Here is a 17,214-nt window from a genome sequence, read left to right as displayed (position 1 = left end):
AAGGTTTTTGCCCTGCTTTTTTGACAAATCTGTTTCTCCTGCCCCCTGGCAAAAAAGCATACATTTTTGCATTCTGGGGATTTGCTGGAATTTTTGACAAACGGAGGAAAAGACATGAAGAAGAAGTTTTTTGCCGTGCTGCTGGCGGTTTTGCTGGCAGCGGGTGCCCTGCCCATGACGGCTTCGGCGGCGGCCAGCGGCGATTGTAGCGCGGCTGGGGACGGAAGCGTCACCTGGAAAGTGGAAAACGGCACCCTGACCATTTCAGGCTCGGGCGATATGGCACGCTATCTGCCTGGCCCTTCCATCAATTCCGAGGGGGAACCCTCCACACCCTGGCAGGATTATCATCCCAAGAAGGTTGTCTTTACATCCGATGTGAAGCTGATAACCAGGAAGGATGGGAATTGGGTGACAGAAGGCGGACAGTTTTGGGACAATCAAGAGGTTGAAAGCTTTGAAGTGGAAGCAGGCAACAAGACCCTGTTGGCTTATGATGACTGCCTGTACATGAAAATTCCGGAGACGGGTGATTACTATCTGTATGCAGTGCCCCCAGCTAAAAAGGGCAGGCTGACCATTATGGAAGGGGCCATTGACAGAGTTCAATATAACTCCTATGCTTTTTTGACTCCCTGCAAACAGTTGACAGAAATATATTTCCCCAGCACTTGGTGGACGAAACATAGACCGGACTTCAATTCCTTCGGAAGCTCCATCGGTCTGATGTGGCTTAGTACGCCGAGCCATATATCTTCCTATATCGTCTCCGAAAACCATCCCGATTCTAAATCCATTAATGGCTGTATCTACACGAAGGATGGTAAGGAATTGGTTCTTGCCCCGCATACGCCGCCCAATGATGAAATCCGAATTGCGGAGGGCACAGAGACATTTGAAGAGTCTTTTGCAGACTGGTTCGACATATTTCTGCAGGGCCGTCACTGGAAGACAGAAGAGCCTATAAAGCTTTATATCCCGAAGAGCATGACAAAGTTTGAAGTGCATTTGACCTCCGCTACATCGCCTGATTGGCTGCAGATCTACGGCTACAAGGGCACCGAAGCGGAACGCTTCGCCAAGGAACATAACGTCCAGTTCTTCGATTTGGACGGGGAAACCACGCCGCCTACGAATTTCACTGACGTGGAATCTGGCGCTTTCTATGAGGACGCCGTAAAGTGGGCTGTGGAAAACAAGATTACCCAAGGGGAGAGCAGCACCACCTTTGCCCCTAACAAGACCTGCACCCGTGGGCAGATTGTCACTTTCCTGTGGCGGGCCAACGGCTCTCCCGAACCTTCCTCCACGGCGAACCCCTTTGTGGACGTGAAAAGCGGGGAGTATTACTATAAGGCCATGCTGTGGGCAAAGGAAAAAGGGATTACCAGCGGCACGGACGCCACCCATTTCTCTCCCAACGCTGCCTGCAACCGGGCACAGGCCGTCACGTTCCTGTGGCGCGCCAATAACAAGCCTGCCGGCTCCGGCAGCAGCTTTGGGGATGTCCCCAGCGGAGAGTATTACGCTGAGGCTGTGAAGTGGGCCAACGGTGCAGGGGTAACCTCCGGGGAAACCAGCACCACCTTTGCCCCTGATAAGAGCTGCACCAGAGGGCAGATCGTAACCTTCCTCTACCGGGATAAAGCCTGATAAACAGGAACGCGCAAAAAGCTAATTCCCAATGTAACCGCTCCTCCATGGGGCGGTTATATTTTTGGAATGACTTTTCCATATGCGGGCATACTAACCCCAGAATCAAAAAATTGGGGGACAAACACATGAAACGCATAGGCAAGCAGACGCTGGAATTTTCCACCCCGCCTAAAATTGAGTCCCACGGGGCCATTGGGGGCAAGAAGGAGGCAGAAGGGCCTTTATCCGCAGACTTTGACCAGACCTTCCAGGACACCAGCCTGCAAACGGAAAGCTGGGAAAAGGCGGAAGCCCAGCTTCAAAAGGAAGCTGTGGCCCTGGCCCTTGCAAAGGCCGGGGTGAAGCCCCAGGAGGTGGACTTTATTTTCGCCGGGGATTTGCTGAACCAGTGCATTTCCTCCACCTTTGGGCTGCTGGATTACAACATCCCCTTTCTGGGGCAATATGGCGCCTGCTCCACCATGGCCCAGACCTTGCTGATGGCCTCTGTCCTGGTGGACTGCGGGGCAGCAAACCGGGCGGCAGCCGTGACAAGCTCTCACTTCTGCTCGGCGGAAAGGCAGTTCCGCACGCCTTTGGAGTATGGCGCCCAGCGCACCCCCACGGCCCAGTGGACTGCTACAGCGGCAGGGTGCGCCCTGGTGGGCCAGAGGGGGGCGGTAGAGGTGCGCCGGGGCTTAGCGGGGAAAATCGTGGACTTGGGTGTGAAAGATCCCGCCAACATGGGCGCTGCCATGGCCCCCGCTGCGGCGGACAGCATCTTCCAGTTCCTCCAGGACACAGGCACAAAGCCAGAGGACTATGACTGCATCTACACCGGCGATCTGGGTCAGGTGGGCACAGATCTGCTGTACCGGACTCTCCAGGAAAACAGCCTGGACATCTCCTCCCGGCACCAGGACTGCGGCCTGCTCCTCTTTGACCGGGAGAAGCAGGACGTACACGCCGGAGGCTCTGGCTGCGGGTGTTCCGCTTCTGTCCTGTGCGGGCACATTCTCAACCGCATGGAGGCCGGGGGCCTGAAAAACATCCTTTTCTGCGCTACCGGCGCGTTGATGTCCCCCACCTCTTCCCAGCAGGGGGAAAGCATTCCAGGCGTGTGCCACATCCTGCAACTCAAGCGCGGCGCCTGAACCAAAACCCGGGCAGGCAGAGGAGGAAAAAGAAAATCCAAGCGCCTGGAAGGGCTTGCTGTCTGTGTGCGGCAGACGGCAGGCCCTTCCGCTTTGCTTTTATGGAGTTTATCCTATCGTTAACGCGGTCTGCCCCTTGCAAAATCTGCCTGTTTGCGGTATGATTATTCCTGCGAAAGCAGATTTTCGCCCTATGGCGGATGGCGTGAAAAATTATGACGGAAGGGACGATACCGGGCACAGGGACGGAAGCTTTTTATCCCTCTTTGTGCGAACTCTGTATCGCGTGGTGATTTACATGAAAGAATATGCCTATCAATATGAAATGCACTGCCACACCAACTGGTGCAGTGCCTGCGCCCACAACAGCCCGGAGGAGATGGCTGCCGCCTATTTCCAGGCGGGCTATGCCGGGATGGTGATAACGGATCACTTTCTCAGCGGCAACACGGCCGTAAACCGGGCGCTGCCCTGGGAGGACAAAGCCCGCCGCTATTGGGAGGCCTATGGAGCCGCTAAAAACTGGGGGGCGGACAAGGGCTTTACAGTGCTGTTCGGACTGGAACACCTGTATGGCGACGGCAAGGAAGTCCTCACCTATGGCATAGACCTGGACTTCCTCCTGGCCCACCCGGATCTGGATAAATATTCCCTGGAGGACTACAGCGCCGCTGTCCATAAGGCCGGGGGCTTCCTCTCCCATGCCCACCCCTTCCGCCATGCCCCTTATATCAACACCAGCGTCCCGCCCCAGATTCAATATATGGACGCAGTGGAAACCTTTAATTTCTACAACGAGGACGAGGAAAACCGCCAGGCCGCCAAGCTTGCCCGGGAAAAGGGCCTGCTCACCACCTCCGGCGGGGACGAGCACATCCAGGACGGGGAAGCAATCGGCAGGGCCGGGGTGCTTTTCCCTGTGCCGCCTAAGGATAACCAGGAACTTGTGTCCCTGCTCCGGGCTGGGGATTACAAGCTGTGTGCCAAAGGCCAGGCCGTTTCAAAAGACAGCCTTCTGGAGTCTGTCTGAAATCCCTCCACAGGAAGAACGCCCCGCCCCTTACAAGAAGGGCGGGGCGCTTTCTTTTAGAAGCTTGTATCAAGAGAGCATTTGTCAAGGGGGATTTCACCCAAAAGATGAAATCCCCTATAAACTAAAATTTACAACAGTTTATTTAATTCATAGAGTAATCTTTGTTTCATATTTAATAACTCGTTCTCAGTCGGACGGTTATCATCACAATACATTTTTTCCATTGGAAACCACCAAACAGGACCTTTACCGTTATTTCCGTAGTTTTCTATATCTCCGCTTACTCTGGGAAATAAATGCCAATGAAGGTGGGCATCACCCATTCCAAGAAGTTCATAGTTTATCTTTTCTGCTCCAAATGCTTTTGAAACAGCCTCCGCCACTATTGACATTTCCTCCAGAAACTTCATTCTTTCAGTTACATCAAGGTGAAACAGTTCTGTTTTATTTTCGTGAGCCTTGTATAGAAAAAGAGTATATCCATAAAAATGTTGATTATCTCCGATAACAACATATCCTGTATCGAGTTCTTTTACAAAATAAGGATTTGTACCATTTTTAATCATTTCGATTCTATCACATATTAAGCAAATATATATTACTCCTCTAAATTCCAGATTTGTCGATTTGTCATAAGTCAAGCATACCACCAATACTGGCAACTTTCAACCCTCATTTATAGGCACTGGTAGTAGTGGCAAGTAATGCGCAGGTATATACCCGGTGTAGCGCAAATCCTCCAGCCCGGCATACTGCCGCCGCATCTGCCTCACAAAGGCCCTGGTTTCCGGGGTGGAATATGCATTCTCCAGCGGAGGCAGCAAAAGCCGCTGCAGCAGAAAGGGGGAAACAGCGCCAACAAAACCCCGGCGTATATCCACCACACCGCAGGACGCTTTTCCTTACGCCTCATGCCTGGGCCCGCTGCCTGGCCGCCTCATACAGCAGCACCGTACAGGCACAGGCTACATTAAAGGAGGACGCGGCGCAGCCCTCTGCCATGGGAATGGTACACAGAGCATCGCAGGCGTTTTTAAAAGCATAGCACAGGCCGTCGGTTTCGTTGCCTACCATGAAAAGCAGGGGGCCTGCCAGGTTTTCCCTGTAAAGGGGAGACTGTTTGTGGGCGGTGGTGCCCAGCACCCGCAAACCGGGGTAACGCGACCGCATCCCTTCTATAAAATCCAGGACAGAGCGGTTGTCCCCGGCGTGGATGGCAGGCACCCGGAAAAAGGATCCCATGGAAGCCCCCGCCACCTCCGGATCGTATAAATCCACCCCATGGCCTGTGAGGATTAGCCCACTGGCCCCCAGCGCGTCACAGGAGCGCAGGATAGTCCCCAGGTTGCCCCGGTTGGAGGGGCGGTCGAAAAGCACCCACAAGGGGGTTTCTGGGGTGTTTAGCTGGGAGAAGTCATCCGGGCGCATTTTCACCACAGCCAGCAGCTCCGAGGTGTCCTCCTTGCCACTCAGCTCTGCCATCAGGCCCGGGGCAAGCTGGTAATTGCACGCTGTGGGGACATCCGCCAGCATGTCCTTTGCCCAGCCGGACAAGGGCGCCCCCTGCCCGTATAGGAAAGAGGAGATTTCCCAGCCGTTTTTTACGGCTTCGTTCAGGTTGCGCACACCCTCCACAAAAAATTCCCCGTAGCGGCGGCGCTTCTGGCGGTTGGTTTTCAGCACCTGGAACTTCTGATACGCCGCATTCCGGCTGGCTATCCGGCGGGTTTCCATACTCTGTGCCCCCTTTTTGCGTTTTATTTGGTTTCCCCCGCTGCCGGCCCGCCCGGCCGGGTGGTTTTCAGAGAAAACCACCCCTGGGGGCTTCGCCCCCGCGCCGGGGCCGCAGGCCCCGGCGGGCCGGGCGGGCAGCGCTGTTTCTCCTATCCAGGGCCGGGCGGCCCTGCTGTAATCCTGCGCCAGCTTCAGCGGCTCTCCCGCAAGGCCTCTGCAATGGCCCGGATGCGCCCTGTGTCGATCTCTGTGGGCAGGGTGCAGTCAGCCCCTAAAATGAATCCGGTTTGCCCATAGCGGGCCACCGCGTCCTTTGCGGCCTGGGCCAGCTCTTCCACTGTGCCTTCCACCATCACGCCGCTGCGGTTTGCAAGGCCGCCCATAATGGTCTTGCCGGGGAACAGCTTCCGGGCGTCCTCCACAGAATAGGGCGCCTCGTAAATGCCCCAGTTCACCACGTCGCACACGTCATTGTACCCCTTATACCGATCCATTTCCAGCCCATCCTTGCAGATGTGCAGGAAAGCCTTGCACCCGGCCTTCTGGATTTCCGAAAGGATTAGCTTGTCAAAGGGCGCAATCCACTTTTCAAACTCTTCCGCGGTAAACCACCGGTGCTCTGCCCCCAGGGAAGCGTAATAGACAGCGTCCACCCCGGCTTTCCCATAGCCATGGGCCAGGCTGCACATGCCTTCGGCAATTCGGGCCATAGCGTCCAGGACAGGCTGGCTGTCCTCCCGCAGGTGCTCTGTCAGCAGGGTGCGCACCGGATCATAGCCATACACTGCCTCAATGGGATGGATGGAGGAGGCGGTAATGCCATGGAGGGTGCCCATGGTGAAGCCCTCTGGCTGGCAGCGGCTTAAAATCTCCTTGGTAAACTCCAATTGGGTGTGGATGAAGGGGGTGTTCTCATCCATTTTGCCAATACATGCCCAGTCTGCCGGAGCCTTGATAGTCCCATAGTTGGGCACCAGGTTCTCGTTCATAACCTTCAGGATGTCTGTGTCCGTCTCCTGAAAGAAGTCCAGATGGGCCTGCACCCCGGCTTCCCCGCTGTTTTTCTCCGGCGGGAAATGGAGGGAGAAGCCGCAGGGGACAAAGTCCACAGGCTTCCCGGCAATGGCTGCATACACGCGTTCTTTTTTGTTCATAGCTTTGACAACTCCTTATATAGATTTATATACTATAGTAAACGCGCTTGAAAACCGGTACAGCCCGGTTTTCAAGCAGGCGGCGTTGCCGCTGGTTCAAAAAACGCTGCCGCCTCTTTTGAACCGCGTTCACTATACACGTTGAAATCCTTTTATAAATATACCGGCCCCACAAAAAGACAAAAACGGGGGAGCGCCCGAAAGGCCTCCCCCGCAGGGCGTCATTACTTTGTCTCCACTTTTGCCATCAGGTTTTTCTCCGGGGGCACAGGAGAAGCGTGCCAGATACTGCCCGCATAGTCCCGGATAGCCCGGTCTGCGGCGAAGCGGCCTGCGTTGGCGATATTCACCAGGCCCATCCTGTTCCATACCCGCTGGTTCTGATACAGCCGTTCCGCCCTAAACTGGGCTTCCCGGTAAGATTTGAAATCTGCCAGCGCCATGTACCTGTCCTCGCTGATAAGGGCGTGGAAGATATCCTGGAAATGCTGCCCGCCAATGCCATGGTTCAAAGAATCCATGGCCCGGCGCAGCAGGGCGTCGTGCTGATACTGGAGGGTGGGATTGTAGCCCGAGCGCTTCAGCTCCTCCACCTGGGAGGCGGTCATGCCGAACAGGATGATGTTTTCATCCCCCACAGCCTCGTGAATCTCCACATTGGCCCCGTCCAGGGTGCCCAGGGTGACAGCGCCGTTTATCATAAACTTCATGTTGCTGGTGCCGCTGGCCTCTGTGCCGGCCAGGGAAATCTGTTCGCTGATTTCAGCGGCAGGGGTCAGAAGCTCTGCCCAGGTGACGCAGTAGTTCTCCACAAACACCACCTTCAGCTTCTTGTTCACCCGCTGGTCATTGTTGATCACTTTAGCCAAGGCCGCGATAAACTGGATAATCTGCTTGGCAAAATAATATCCCGGGGCGGCCTTTGCGCCGAAGAAATAGGTGTGGGGGGTAAAGTCCGCGTTGGGGTTTTCCAGCAGCCACTGGTAGGTTGCCAGGATATTCAAGGCGTTCATGTGCTGGCGCTTGTACTCGTGAAGGCGCTTCACCTGCACGTCGAAAATAGAATCGGGATCCACTGTGTCGTTCTGGGAGCGCTTCAAATAGGCTGCCAGCCGCTCTTTGTTTGCCCGTTTGATTTTTTCCAGCTTGTCCAGCACAGCCGGATCGTCCTTATACTGCAAAAGCCCGGAAAGCTTGTCCGCGTCATAGATATAGTCCCTGCCGATAAGCTCTGTCACAAGGGAGGCAAGCTGGGGGTTCGACTGGTTCAGCCATCTCCGGTGGGCAATGCCGTTTGTCACGTTTGTAAACTTATACGGCTCGTCCATATAGAAGGAATGGAACAAGTCGTCCTTTAAAATCTCGCTGTGCAGGGCAGATACGCCGTTTACGCTGTGGGAGCCAATCACCGCCAGGTTTGCCATCTTCACATAGCCATTGGAAATGGGGGCCATGCGGGCAATGCGGTTGTGATCCATGCCCTTTGCCTTCATGTCCTCCCAGAAGCGGCGGTTGATTTCCTCCACAATCTGGTAAATCCGGGGCAGCCGCATCCGGAACAGGTCGCAGCCCCAGGTTTCCAAAGCCTCGCTCATAACGGTGTGGTTGGTGTAGGCCACCGTGCGCTTGATAATGTCCCAGGCCGCGTCCCAGCCATAGCCGCACTCGTCCAGCATCACCCGCATCATTTCCGGGATAGCCAGCACAGGATGGGTGTCATTCAAATGGATAGCCGCCAGCTTTGGCAGATCGTCCAGGCTGCTGTGGGAATACAGGTGCCGCCGGATAATGTCCTGGATAGAGGCGGACACCAGGAAATACTGCTGGGAAAGGCGCAGAAGCTTGCCGTCGGTGTGGTTGTCCTCCGGATACAGCACCTTGGTGATAACCTCTGTCATGGCCTGCTGCTCCATGGCCCGCATATAGTTGCCGCTGTTAAACAGGCTCATGTCAAACTTGTTGTTCTCCGCTCTCCACACCCGCAGAAGGCTTATGCCCCTGCCGTCCATGCCCGCTACATACAGGTCATAGGGCACAGCGGTGACGGTGGTGTAATCTTTGTGGCGGACGGAATGGTACTGGTCATGCCACTTTTCCTCAATGTGCCCGTCGAAATGCACCTCCACAGAGCTGTCCGGCACCTGCTGCATCCACACGCTGCCTCCGGGAATCCAGAAGTCGGGCAGCTCGGTCTGCCAGCCGTCCACCAGCTTCTGGCGGAACAGGCCGTATTCATAGCGCAGGGAGTATCCCATAGCCGGATACCCCTGGGTGGCAAGGCCGTCCAGGAAGCAGGCCGCCAAGCGCCCCAGGCCCCCGTTGCCCAGGCCCGCGTCCGGCTCCTGCTCATACAGGGCGTCCAGCTTGATGCCCATTTCCGAAAGGGCTGCGCGGAACGGCTCTTCCAGCCCCAGGTTATACAGGTTGTTGCGCAGAGAGCGGCCCAGCAAGAACTCCATGCACAGGTAATAGATCTGTTTTGTCTCCGTCTTTTCAGCGTTTGCCACAAACTCCGCCCGGCCCTTTGCCAGCAGCTCCCGCACAGTGAGCACCACAGCCTTGTAATATTCCTCATTGCTGGCGTTTTCCAGGGAGACGCCAAAGGTGTGGGACAGCCTGTCCCGGATGATTGTTTTGATCTGCGAAACGGTCAGATTGTAATTCATCACTAAAAACCTCCTAAAACTATAGGAAAATAACAATTTTTTGCAACCAAAGCAAGATGTTTTCCTGTAATACTAGTCATTATAGACTAAAACCAGCAAAAAATCAACCATAATAAGGCAGGAAAGGAAGAATTTTCCCCAGGGGAATAATGGCTTTCTTTTTTCATCATAACACAACCCAGGGCCTGTGACAATACCAAAATTGCGGGTTAAATCCATTTTTTGCCGCCAAAGGCAATTTTTTTCCGAAAACCCGGGGAAAGGGCTTCCCGAAAGGCCCTTTTTGCACTATAATAAAGATATATGTACACAGATGCGCAGGAAAGGATGATAGGGCTGTGGAAAAAAGGCGGATGCGGCTGGATATAAACGGGGTGGTGTGCGGGCTTATCACCCAGGAAAGCGAGGAATACATGAGGGGCCTGGCAGACGAGGTGGGCAGCCTGATGCGGGGGGTGCTGGAAGCCTCCCCCTATATCACCCGGGAAGCCGCCGCTTTGACGGCAGCCCTCTCCTGCTGCGACGACGCCCGGAAAAACGGCAGGAAGGCCGCCGCCCTCCAGGAGCGGGTGGACGAGCTGGAGGTGGAGTCCGAGCTGTGGCAGGAGGAAAAGGAAGAGCTTTTGAAATCCGTGGTGGATTCCCAGAAGGACGCCAGGCTGCAAGAGAGGGTGGCCCGCCTGGAGGCGGAAAACACCGCCCTGGCAGACGCGGCCCGGCAGGCCAGGGAGCTGGAGGAAAAAGCGGCCTCCCTGGAGGACGAGAACAGCGCCCTGCGGGAAAGCGCTTCCATGGGCGCCCAGGCCCTGCGGGAGCTTTCCGCCCTGCGGGAAAAGTGCCAAGCACTGGAAGAAGAGCTTGCAAAGCACGCACCCCAGGACGGGGAGGGGGAAAAGCTTCTGCGCCTGGAAGGGGAGATTGAGGAGCTGCAGCGCCAGGCAGAGGAGCAGTCTGCCCGGGCACAAAAGGCAGAGGACGAAAAAGCCGCCGCTGTGTCCGCAGCCAAGCGGGCTATGGAAGAGGCTAAGGATATGATGGACGAGCTGCGGGAGGAAGCCCAGAAGGCCCGGGAAGAGGCCAGGCGCCTGCGGGAGCAGGGCGCCTCCCCCGCCCTGGACGCCTTAGAGCGGCAGGCCCAGAAGGCCCAGGAGGCGGAAGAAGCCCAGCTTCCTGCCCCGGCAGAGGAGCCGAAGCCTAAGGAAAAGCCCGCGCCCCGGAAAAAGCGGAAAAACCCCCTGCGCTATGAGGAGGATTTCCAGCAGGAAGGGTTTGTCAGCTTCTTTGAAAAGAAGGGGTAGGCCCCCTGAACCTCTAAAAACCTTTAAGTTTTTCTTTGTGTTTTAGAAGCGAGGTGGACAAAATATGGAAATCCTTGCGCCGGCAGGCGGGCCAGAGGCCCTGCAAGCGGCAGTGTTCGCAGGGGCGGACGCGGTATATTTAGGCGGCCCGGCCTTTGGGGCCAGGGCCAGCGCCCGGAATTTCTCCCGGGAGGAACTGCGGGAAGCGGTGTCCTTTTGCCGCCAGCGGGGCGTGCGGGTACATGTCACCGTAAACACCCTGCTGCGGGAAGGGGAAATGGAACAGGCCCTGGAATTTGTGGCGTTCCTGTGCTCCCTGCCGGTAGACGCGGTGCTGGTGCAGGACATGGGGCTTTTTTCCCTTTTGCGGGAAAAAGCACCCGGATTGCCCCTCCACTGCTCCACCCAGATGAGCCTGCACACCCCCTTAGGGGCAAAGCTTTTGTATGATGCAGGGGCCAGCCGGGTGGTGCTCAGCCGGGAGCTGAGCCTGGAGGAAACCGGGGAAATTGCCCGGGCCTGTCCGGTGGAGCTGGAAAGCTTTGTCCATGGGGCGCTGTGCATGTCCGTATCGGGCCAGTGCTATTTCAGCGCCCTTCTGGGGGGCCGCAGCGGAAATCGGGGCATGTGCGCCCAAACCTGCCGCCTGCCCTTTGCCGCTCCCGGCGGCACAGGCCACGATTTGTCCCTGAAGGATCTGTCCTTCATCCCGGGAATGGGCAGGCTGGAAAAGGCCGGCGTGTGCTCCGCCAAAATTGAGGGGCGCATGAAGCGGCCGGAATATGTGGCGGCGGCTGTGTCTGCCTGCCGCCGGGCCGCGGACGGGGAAGAAATCCCCCCGGAACTGCTCCAGAACCTGGAGGCAGTGTTCTCCCGCTCCGGCTTCACCCAGGGGTATCCCGCCGGGAAGCGGGGCCGGGAGATGTTCGGCGTGCGCCGGAAGGAAGACGTGACAGGGGCCACGGAAAAGGTGCTTTCCTCTTTGCGGGGGCTGTACCGGGGGGAGAACCAAAGGGTTCCTGTCTCCCTCTCCCTGTCCCTTTCGGAAAATTCCCTCACTGTCACTGTTCGGGACAGGGAAGGCCGCCATGCCTGCGCCACAGCGGCCATGGATACACAAGCCCCTTCCCTGCCCCGGGAGCGCATCCTCCAGCAGTTAAAAAAGACCGGGGGCACGCCTTTTTTGGCAGAAGAACTCCGGGCGCCCCAGGAGGCGCCTGTGCGGGTGGCCCAGCTAAATGCCCTGCGCAGGCAGGCCCTGGAAGAACTTTTGCAGATGAGGGGGCAAGGCACGCCTATCCCCTTTGCCCAGGAGCCTGTGGAGAGGCCGGCCCGGCATCAGCCGGCAGGCTTTTCCCTGCGGGGGGCTTTCTCCCGGGTAGAGCAATTGTGCCCGGAGGCAAAGGGGCTGGATGCCCTCCTCCTGCCTTTAGAAACAAGCCTGGACGACCTGAAGCGCCTGGGAGAGGAGGGTTATCCCCCTGTGCTGCTGGAGCTGCCCCGGGCCATGTTCGGGGAGGAAAAGGCTGTAGGCCAGGAAATGGAGGCAAAAATGGCGGCGGGCTTTCAGGATTTCACCTGCGGGAACCTGGGGGCCTTGGCCCTGTGCCGGGAACTGGGGGCAAAGGCCCACGGCAGCTTTTCCCTGAACATCTGGAATTCCTGGGCGCTGGAAGCGTTCCGGAAGCTGGGCCTTGCGGACGCGGAGCTTTCCTTCGAGCTGGCAGGCCGGGAAGCCGGGGCCTTGGGGGGCAGCCTGCCCCGGGGGATGATGGTTTATGGGCGGCAGGCCGCCATGCTCACCAGGAACTGCCCTCTGGCAAACGGGCCAAAGGGCTGCCTGCACTGCAAAACCCCTGGCGCTCTAACCGACCGCATGGGAAAATCCTTCCCGGTGATGTGCCGGAAGGGAGGCCGTTGGGGCATAGAGGTTTTCAACAGCGTGCCCCTGTGGCTGGGCGGGCTTCCCCTTACCGGGCTGGATTTTGGCATTTTCCGGTTTACCCTGGAGAATTCTGCCGAATGCGGGCGGGTTTTGTCATGTTTCAGCGGGGATGGGGCCTTGGATGCCCCCTTCACCCGGGGGCTTTACCGCCGGGGTGCGGAATAATTGTGGAAAACTCTGTGGAAAATGTGGAGTATTATCCCGGAAAACGGCTTGTCCCATAGGGTTTGGCGATGTTAAAAATGTGAAAACCTGGAAATTCCCTGGTTTAAAACCGGGAAGCCGGGAAATTTCCTTAAAGAGTAGAAAAAAACTCTGTGAATAAATTGTGAATAATGGTAAAAACCGGCTGTTTTTTGGCATTTTGTAAACAATTTGTCATCTTTATTAGATGCGGGCCAAAGGGGAAAGGAGAAGGCATGGAAGAAAAGGTGCTGAAAGTAAAACTTTTAAAGGAGGGGGCGGCGCTGCCCTGCCGGGAAACCGCTGGCAGCGCGGGCTTTGACCTGCGGGCCTGCCTGGAAGCGCCCCTTCTGGTAGAGCCGGGGGACTGGGCCATGGTGCCCACAGGCCTTGGGGCGGAAATCCCCCAGGGGATGGCGGGGATGGTGTTTTCCCGCAGCGGCCTGGGCACAAAAAGCGGCATGGTGGTGGCCCAGGGCGTGGGCGTGATTGACAGCGACTACCGGGGGGAGATAAAAGTCCCTCTGCGGAACATGGGAAAGAAAGCCTATGAGATCCAGCCCGGGGAGCGCGTTGCCCAACTGGTGCTGCTGCCGGTGTGCCTGCCGCCTGTGGAGGAAGCGCAGGCGCTCTCTGCTACCCAGCGGGGCGAAGGCGGCTTTGGCAGCACGGGGAAATAGGCATATCTGGTAGGAGAACCGGGAAAGCTGGGCATATATGCGGAATTTTTCGGGTTTCTGCGAATTGTTCCGGCAGGGCAGTTGAGAATTGGCGGAAAATAGGGTATAATAGCAACGTGACGAAACGTTTTGCGAAGCAATGCGTTTTTGCATCCAAGACGCGGGAAGCGCAGGATGTGACTTATACGTTTAGGCACGCGCCACGGACACGCTGCAGAAAGCAGCGGCAGCGTAACGCAACGCTTTTCGGAGCAATGCGTTTTTGCACCTAAGACGCGGGTTCCCACCTGCCGGTTCGGCCGGTGCTGGACGATTGCCACTGGCAATCAGCACCACTCACTGCGTTCGTTGCTGGGCGGAGGATTTTCGCCGCGCGAAGGGTTCGCGCGGCTCCGCTGAGTCACCGCGCGGCTGGAGTGCGGCAGGGGCGGACAGATAAAACGAAGGCAGAAACGAAGCGTGATTTTTCAAAAGAGGCGATATAAAGTAAACGCGGCAGGCGGGCGCCGGGAAAGGCAGAATTATAAATGGCTGGATTATCAAGTTTTTTCTCTATGTTCTCCATGTTTTCCAAGGATATCGGCATTGACCTGGGCACAGCCAACACCCTGGTGTTCATGCGGGGCAAGGGCATTGTTATGCGGGAGCCTTCTGTGGTGGCGGTGGACGTGCGCACAGACGAGGTGCTGGCAGTGGGCAAGCAGGCCAAGGAAATGCTGGGGCGCACCCCCGGCTCCATTGTGGCGGTGCGGCCTTTGAAGGACGGCGTTATCGCGGACTTCGACGTGACTGCCGCCATGCTGAAATATTTTATCAAAAAGGCCTTGAAGGCCGGGGCTTTAAGCCGCCCCCGCATTGTCATCTGCATCCCTTCCGGGGTTACGGAAGTGGAGCGCCGGGCTGTGGAGGACGCTGCAAGGCAGGCTGGCTCCAACAACGTGGATCTGGTGGAGGAGCCTATGGCGGCGGCCATTGGCGCGGGCCTGCCTGTAAGCGAGGCCACCGGCAGCATGGTGGTGGACATTGGCGGCGGCACCAGCGAGGTGGCTGTTATCTCCCTGGGGGACATTGTGACGGCGGTTTCCGTCCGCATGGCGGGAGACAAGTTTGACGAAGCCATTGTCACCTATGTAAAAAAGAAATATAACCTGCTGATAGGCGAGCGCACCGCCGAAGAAATCAAGATGCGCATAGGCTCGGCTTTTCCCACAGAGGAAACTATCAATTCTTTTGTGGAGATAAAGGGCCGCAACCTGGTGGACGGCCTGCCCAAGAACGTGACCATCCACGCTGACGAGGTGCGGGAAGCCCTGACGGACAGCGTGATGATTGTGGTGGAGGCCATTAAGGATACCCTGGAGCAGACCCCGCCGGAGCTGGCGGCGGATATTATTGACCGGGGCATTATGCTGACAGGCGGCGGCGCCCTGCTGCGGGGCCTTGACCGGCTGGTGAGCCAGGAGACAGGCATCCCCGTCCATGTGGCGGAGCGCCCCCTGGACTGCGTGGTGGAAGGCACAGGCAAGAGCCTGGAGGTGGAACTGCCCAAGTCCTATTACCGGGCGCGGAAAAGAACCTGAGAGGGACGCGCCTGTATAGCAACTCTGCCCGGGTGGGTACCGGGCGGCTGAAAGTTTTTGAGGGATTCCCAAGGGGACTTTTTTCAAAAAGTTCCCTTGGGGCGGGCGCAGGGAGAGGAAAAAGGAGGACTGCCGCGGGGCTTTTATGGCCCCGGGCAGTCCGTATTCGCTTTATAGTCGATTAAGCCCCAGGCTATGTTTTGGGCTTAATCGGATAAATGAGTCATGTTGGTTTGCCCCGGCGGGCAAACCAACCGGCAGGATATCGCACAGCGATATCCTGCAACTTGAAAAATATATTTTTCAAGTTCAGTGACTAAGGGCTTGTTTGAAAAATCGCAAACACCGTCTTTTTGTCCAAAACGTGCGCTTTCTGTGTTGGAAATCCTCGACAGGCGACAGCCTGTCTTGCGGTTTCCGCCTTGAAACCACCCCGTTTGTCTCAAAAATTCGGCACTTTCTCTATTTTCAAACAAGCCCTATAGGAGGGCCGTATGAAGGATTTTTTTAAAGGAAGCTCTTTTAAGGTGTTGGCGATTGCCGTGGTGGTGCTGCTGGGGCTGGCAGCCTTTACGGCCACGGCGGGAAGCGCCTTTGTGGCGGGGCTTTTAGGGTTTGTCTCCGCGCCCATGCAGAGCATTGCCACAGACGTGACTGGGAACATGACGGAGTTTTTAGACCTGGAAAGCTATTCCAAGGAGGACTTGCAGGCTTTGGTGGAGCAGCTCCAGCAGGAGCGCAGCGCCCTGGCCCAGCAGCTTGTGGACTATGAGGAAAAGAAGCGGGAGAACGAGCAGCTTAAGCAGCAACTGGCAATCGCCCAGCTTGAGCCGGAAAACGAGATGCGCTCGGCCTCGGTGATTGGGCGGGATCCCAACGAGGTGTTTGCCGGGTTTTCCATAGACAAAGGCTCCCTTTCCGGCGTAAGCGAGGGGGATCCGGTGATTACCAGCCAGGGCCTTGTGGGGGTGGTGAGCCAGGTGTATGCCACCAGCAGCATGGTGACCTGCCTGCTTTCAGAGGACTTGCAGGTGGCGGCGGTATCCATAGACCGGGAGGAAAGCGGCGTTATCACCAGCGACATCATGACCGCAAGCGCCGGCCTTCTGCGGCTGAACTATCTTTCCAGCGAGACAAAGCTGGAGAAAGGCGACATCATCACCACTTCCGGGGCTGGGGGGGCATATCCCGCCAACATCATCATCGGAGAGGTGCAGAGCGTGGAGAAGTCGGAAAACGACATCTCCAAATACGCGGTGGTGAAGCCCTATGAGGATTTGGCCCACGTGAAGGACGTGCAGGTGATTGTCAGCTTCCCCGGCAAGGGGGAGGAGGCCTCTGTGCTGCCAGAGGGCGAGGAAGATCCTGCCAAGGAGGACGGCGAATGAGGGACTTTAACCGGGTTATACGCTGCCTTGCCTACACCCTGGAGCTTCTGGTGCTGTTTATGCTGCAGGAAACCCCGGGACTGCTGCCCCCTATTTACGGCGTGCGCCCGGTGCTGCTGCTGCCTGCGGTGATAGCGATAGCCCTTTTCGAGGAGGAGATTCCCGCCATGGCCTTTGGCATTGTGGGAGGGCTTTTCTGCGACTTCGGCCTGGCGGGGGCTTTGGGCTTTCATGGGGCGGCGCTGGCGGTGCTGTGTTTTTTCATCAGCCTGCAGAGCAGGAGCGTGATGCAGGTGAACCTTGCCACAGCCCTGATTACGGGGGCGTGGTCTATAGGGCTTACGGTTTGTGCCCAATGGTTCTTTTTGTATTATTTTACTTACTCCATGCCGGAGTATGCTTTTACCCATCACTACCTGCCTAAATATTTTTACACCATGCTCTTTGTGCCCCTGCTCTACCTGCTGAACAAAGCTCTGTACCAGGCCCTCCGCCCGGCAACGTGACGTTGCATCCAAGACGCGGGGAACAGAGATGGAATTTTTCGCCGCATAAAGAGTTTATGCGGCTTATGTGGGCCATCGCGCAAGCGTGACGCTCGGCTGGAATGCGGCGGACGCAGGATACAGTTTGTACGCTTAGGCACGCGCCACGGACACGTTTCGGGAAGCAGCATAAAAACTGGAGAAATAAAAACACACAGGACGCGCCCCGTAAGAGTACTTGGCCGAAAAGGCTGCGGCGGTGGGGCGGCTGGTTTTAGA

13 protein-coding genes are annotated in these 17,214 nt (G+C 56.9%); 9 read left to right on the top strand and 4 right to left on the bottom strand.

The features are described 5' to 3' along the window. Positions 1-114: 114 nt before the first annotated feature. The 3 genes from VSQ30_RS16625 (at position 115) to VSQ30_RS16615 (ending at position 3,819) form a co-directional block, all read left to right on the top strand. Complete coding sequence (locus VSQ30_RS16625; RefSeq protein WP_334465627.1) at positions 115-1,653, top strand: S-layer homology domain-containing protein; 1,539 nt, start codon at positions 115-117, stop codon at positions 1,651-1,653. Between the two features lie 128 nt (positions 1,654-1,781). Further along, positions 1,782-2,789 (top strand): stage V sporulation protein AD, encoded by a 1,008-nt coding sequence (spoVAD, locus tag VSQ30_RS16620; RefSeq protein ID WP_334465625.1) that lies wholly within the window; start codon positions 1,782-1,784, stop codon positions 2,787-2,789. A gap of 205 nt (positions 2,790-2,994) precedes the next feature. Next, on the top strand, positions 2,995-3,819 hold the full coding sequence (locus tag VSQ30_RS16615) for a PHP-associated domain-containing protein (protein WP_334465622.1): 825 nt from the start codon (positions 2,995-2,997) through the stop codon (positions 3,817-3,819). Between the two features lie 131 nt (positions 3,820-3,950). On the opposite strand, the gene VSQ30_RS16610 is transcribed toward VSQ30_RS16615, so the two are convergent. From VSQ30_RS16610 to VSQ30_RS16595, 4 genes are all read right to left on the bottom strand, one after another. Continuing rightward, positions 3,951-4,388 (bottom strand): HIT family protein, encoded by a 438-nt coding sequence (locus VSQ30_RS16610; RefSeq protein WP_334466081.1) that lies wholly within the window; start codon positions 4,386-4,388, stop codon positions 3,951-3,953. Positions 4,389-4,731: 343 nt separating this feature from the next. Beyond that, positions 4,732-5,556 carry a TrmH family RNA methyltransferase gene (locus tag VSQ30_RS16605; protein ID WP_334465619.1) on the bottom strand — a complete coding sequence of 275 codons (825 nt, stop codon included), beginning with the start codon at positions 5,554-5,556 and terminating at the stop codon, positions 4,732-4,734. 191 nt (positions 5,557-5,747) lie between these two features. Beyond that, complete coding sequence (locus VSQ30_RS16600; protein WP_334465616.1) at positions 5,748-6,710, bottom strand: uroporphyrinogen decarboxylase family protein; 963 nt, start codon at positions 6,708-6,710, stop codon at positions 5,748-5,750. A 224-nt stretch (positions 6,711-6,934) separates the two neighbouring features. Beyond that, positions 6,935-9,376, bottom strand: coding sequence for a glycogen/starch/alpha-glucan phosphorylase (locus VSQ30_RS16595; RefSeq protein WP_334465613.1), 2,442 nt, complete (start codon positions 9,374-9,376; stop codon positions 6,935-6,937). A 338-nt stretch (positions 9,377-9,714) separates the two neighbouring features. Here VSQ30_RS16595 and VSQ30_RS16590 point away from each other — a divergent pair, with 338 nt between their 5' ends. From VSQ30_RS16590 to VSQ30_RS16565, 6 genes are all read left to right on the top strand, one after another. Then, on the top strand, positions 9,715-10,674 hold the full coding sequence (locus VSQ30_RS16590; RefSeq protein WP_334465611.1) for a hypothetical protein: 960 nt from the start codon (positions 9,715-9,717) through the stop codon (positions 10,672-10,674). 64 nt (positions 10,675-10,738) lie between these two features. After that, a complete protein-coding gene (locus VSQ30_RS16585; protein WP_334465610.1) occupies positions 10,739-12,784 on the top strand; it encodes a peptidase U32 family protein in 2,046 nt (681 codons plus the stop codon). 254 nt (positions 12,785-13,038) lie between these two features. Next, positions 13,039-13,482, top strand: coding sequence for a dUTP diphosphatase (gene dut / locus VSQ30_RS16580; protein WP_334465607.1), 444 nt, complete (start codon positions 13,039-13,041; stop codon positions 13,480-13,482). A gap of 563 nt (positions 13,483-14,045) precedes the next feature. Continuing rightward, complete coding sequence (locus VSQ30_RS16575) at positions 14,046-15,062, top strand: rod shape-determining protein (RefSeq protein ID WP_166554245.1); 1,017 nt, start codon at positions 14,046-14,048, stop codon at positions 15,060-15,062. 494 nt (positions 15,063-15,556) lie between these two features. After that, positions 15,557-16,450 carry a rod shape-determining protein MreC gene (gene mreC / locus VSQ30_RS16570; RefSeq protein WP_334465604.1) on the top strand — a complete coding sequence of 298 codons (894 nt, stop codon included), beginning with the start codon at positions 15,557-15,559 and terminating at the stop codon, positions 16,448-16,450. Beyond that, a complete protein-coding gene (locus tag VSQ30_RS16565; protein ID WP_160642821.1) occupies positions 16,447-16,956 on the top strand; it encodes a rod shape-determining protein MreD in 510 nt (169 codons plus the stop codon). The genes mreC and VSQ30_RS16565 overlap by 4 nt, the downstream gene beginning before the upstream one ends. Positions 16,957-17,214: the final 258 nt, after the last annotated feature.

This window comes from Acutalibacter sp. JLR.KK004 (assembly GCF_036941085.1).
Classification (GTDB): Bacteria; Bacillota; Clostridia; order Oscillospirales; family Acutalibacteraceae; genus Acutalibacter.
The sequence above is the reverse complement of the archived record's forward strand: the minus strand, read 5'-3'. Positions and strand labels throughout refer to the sequence as shown.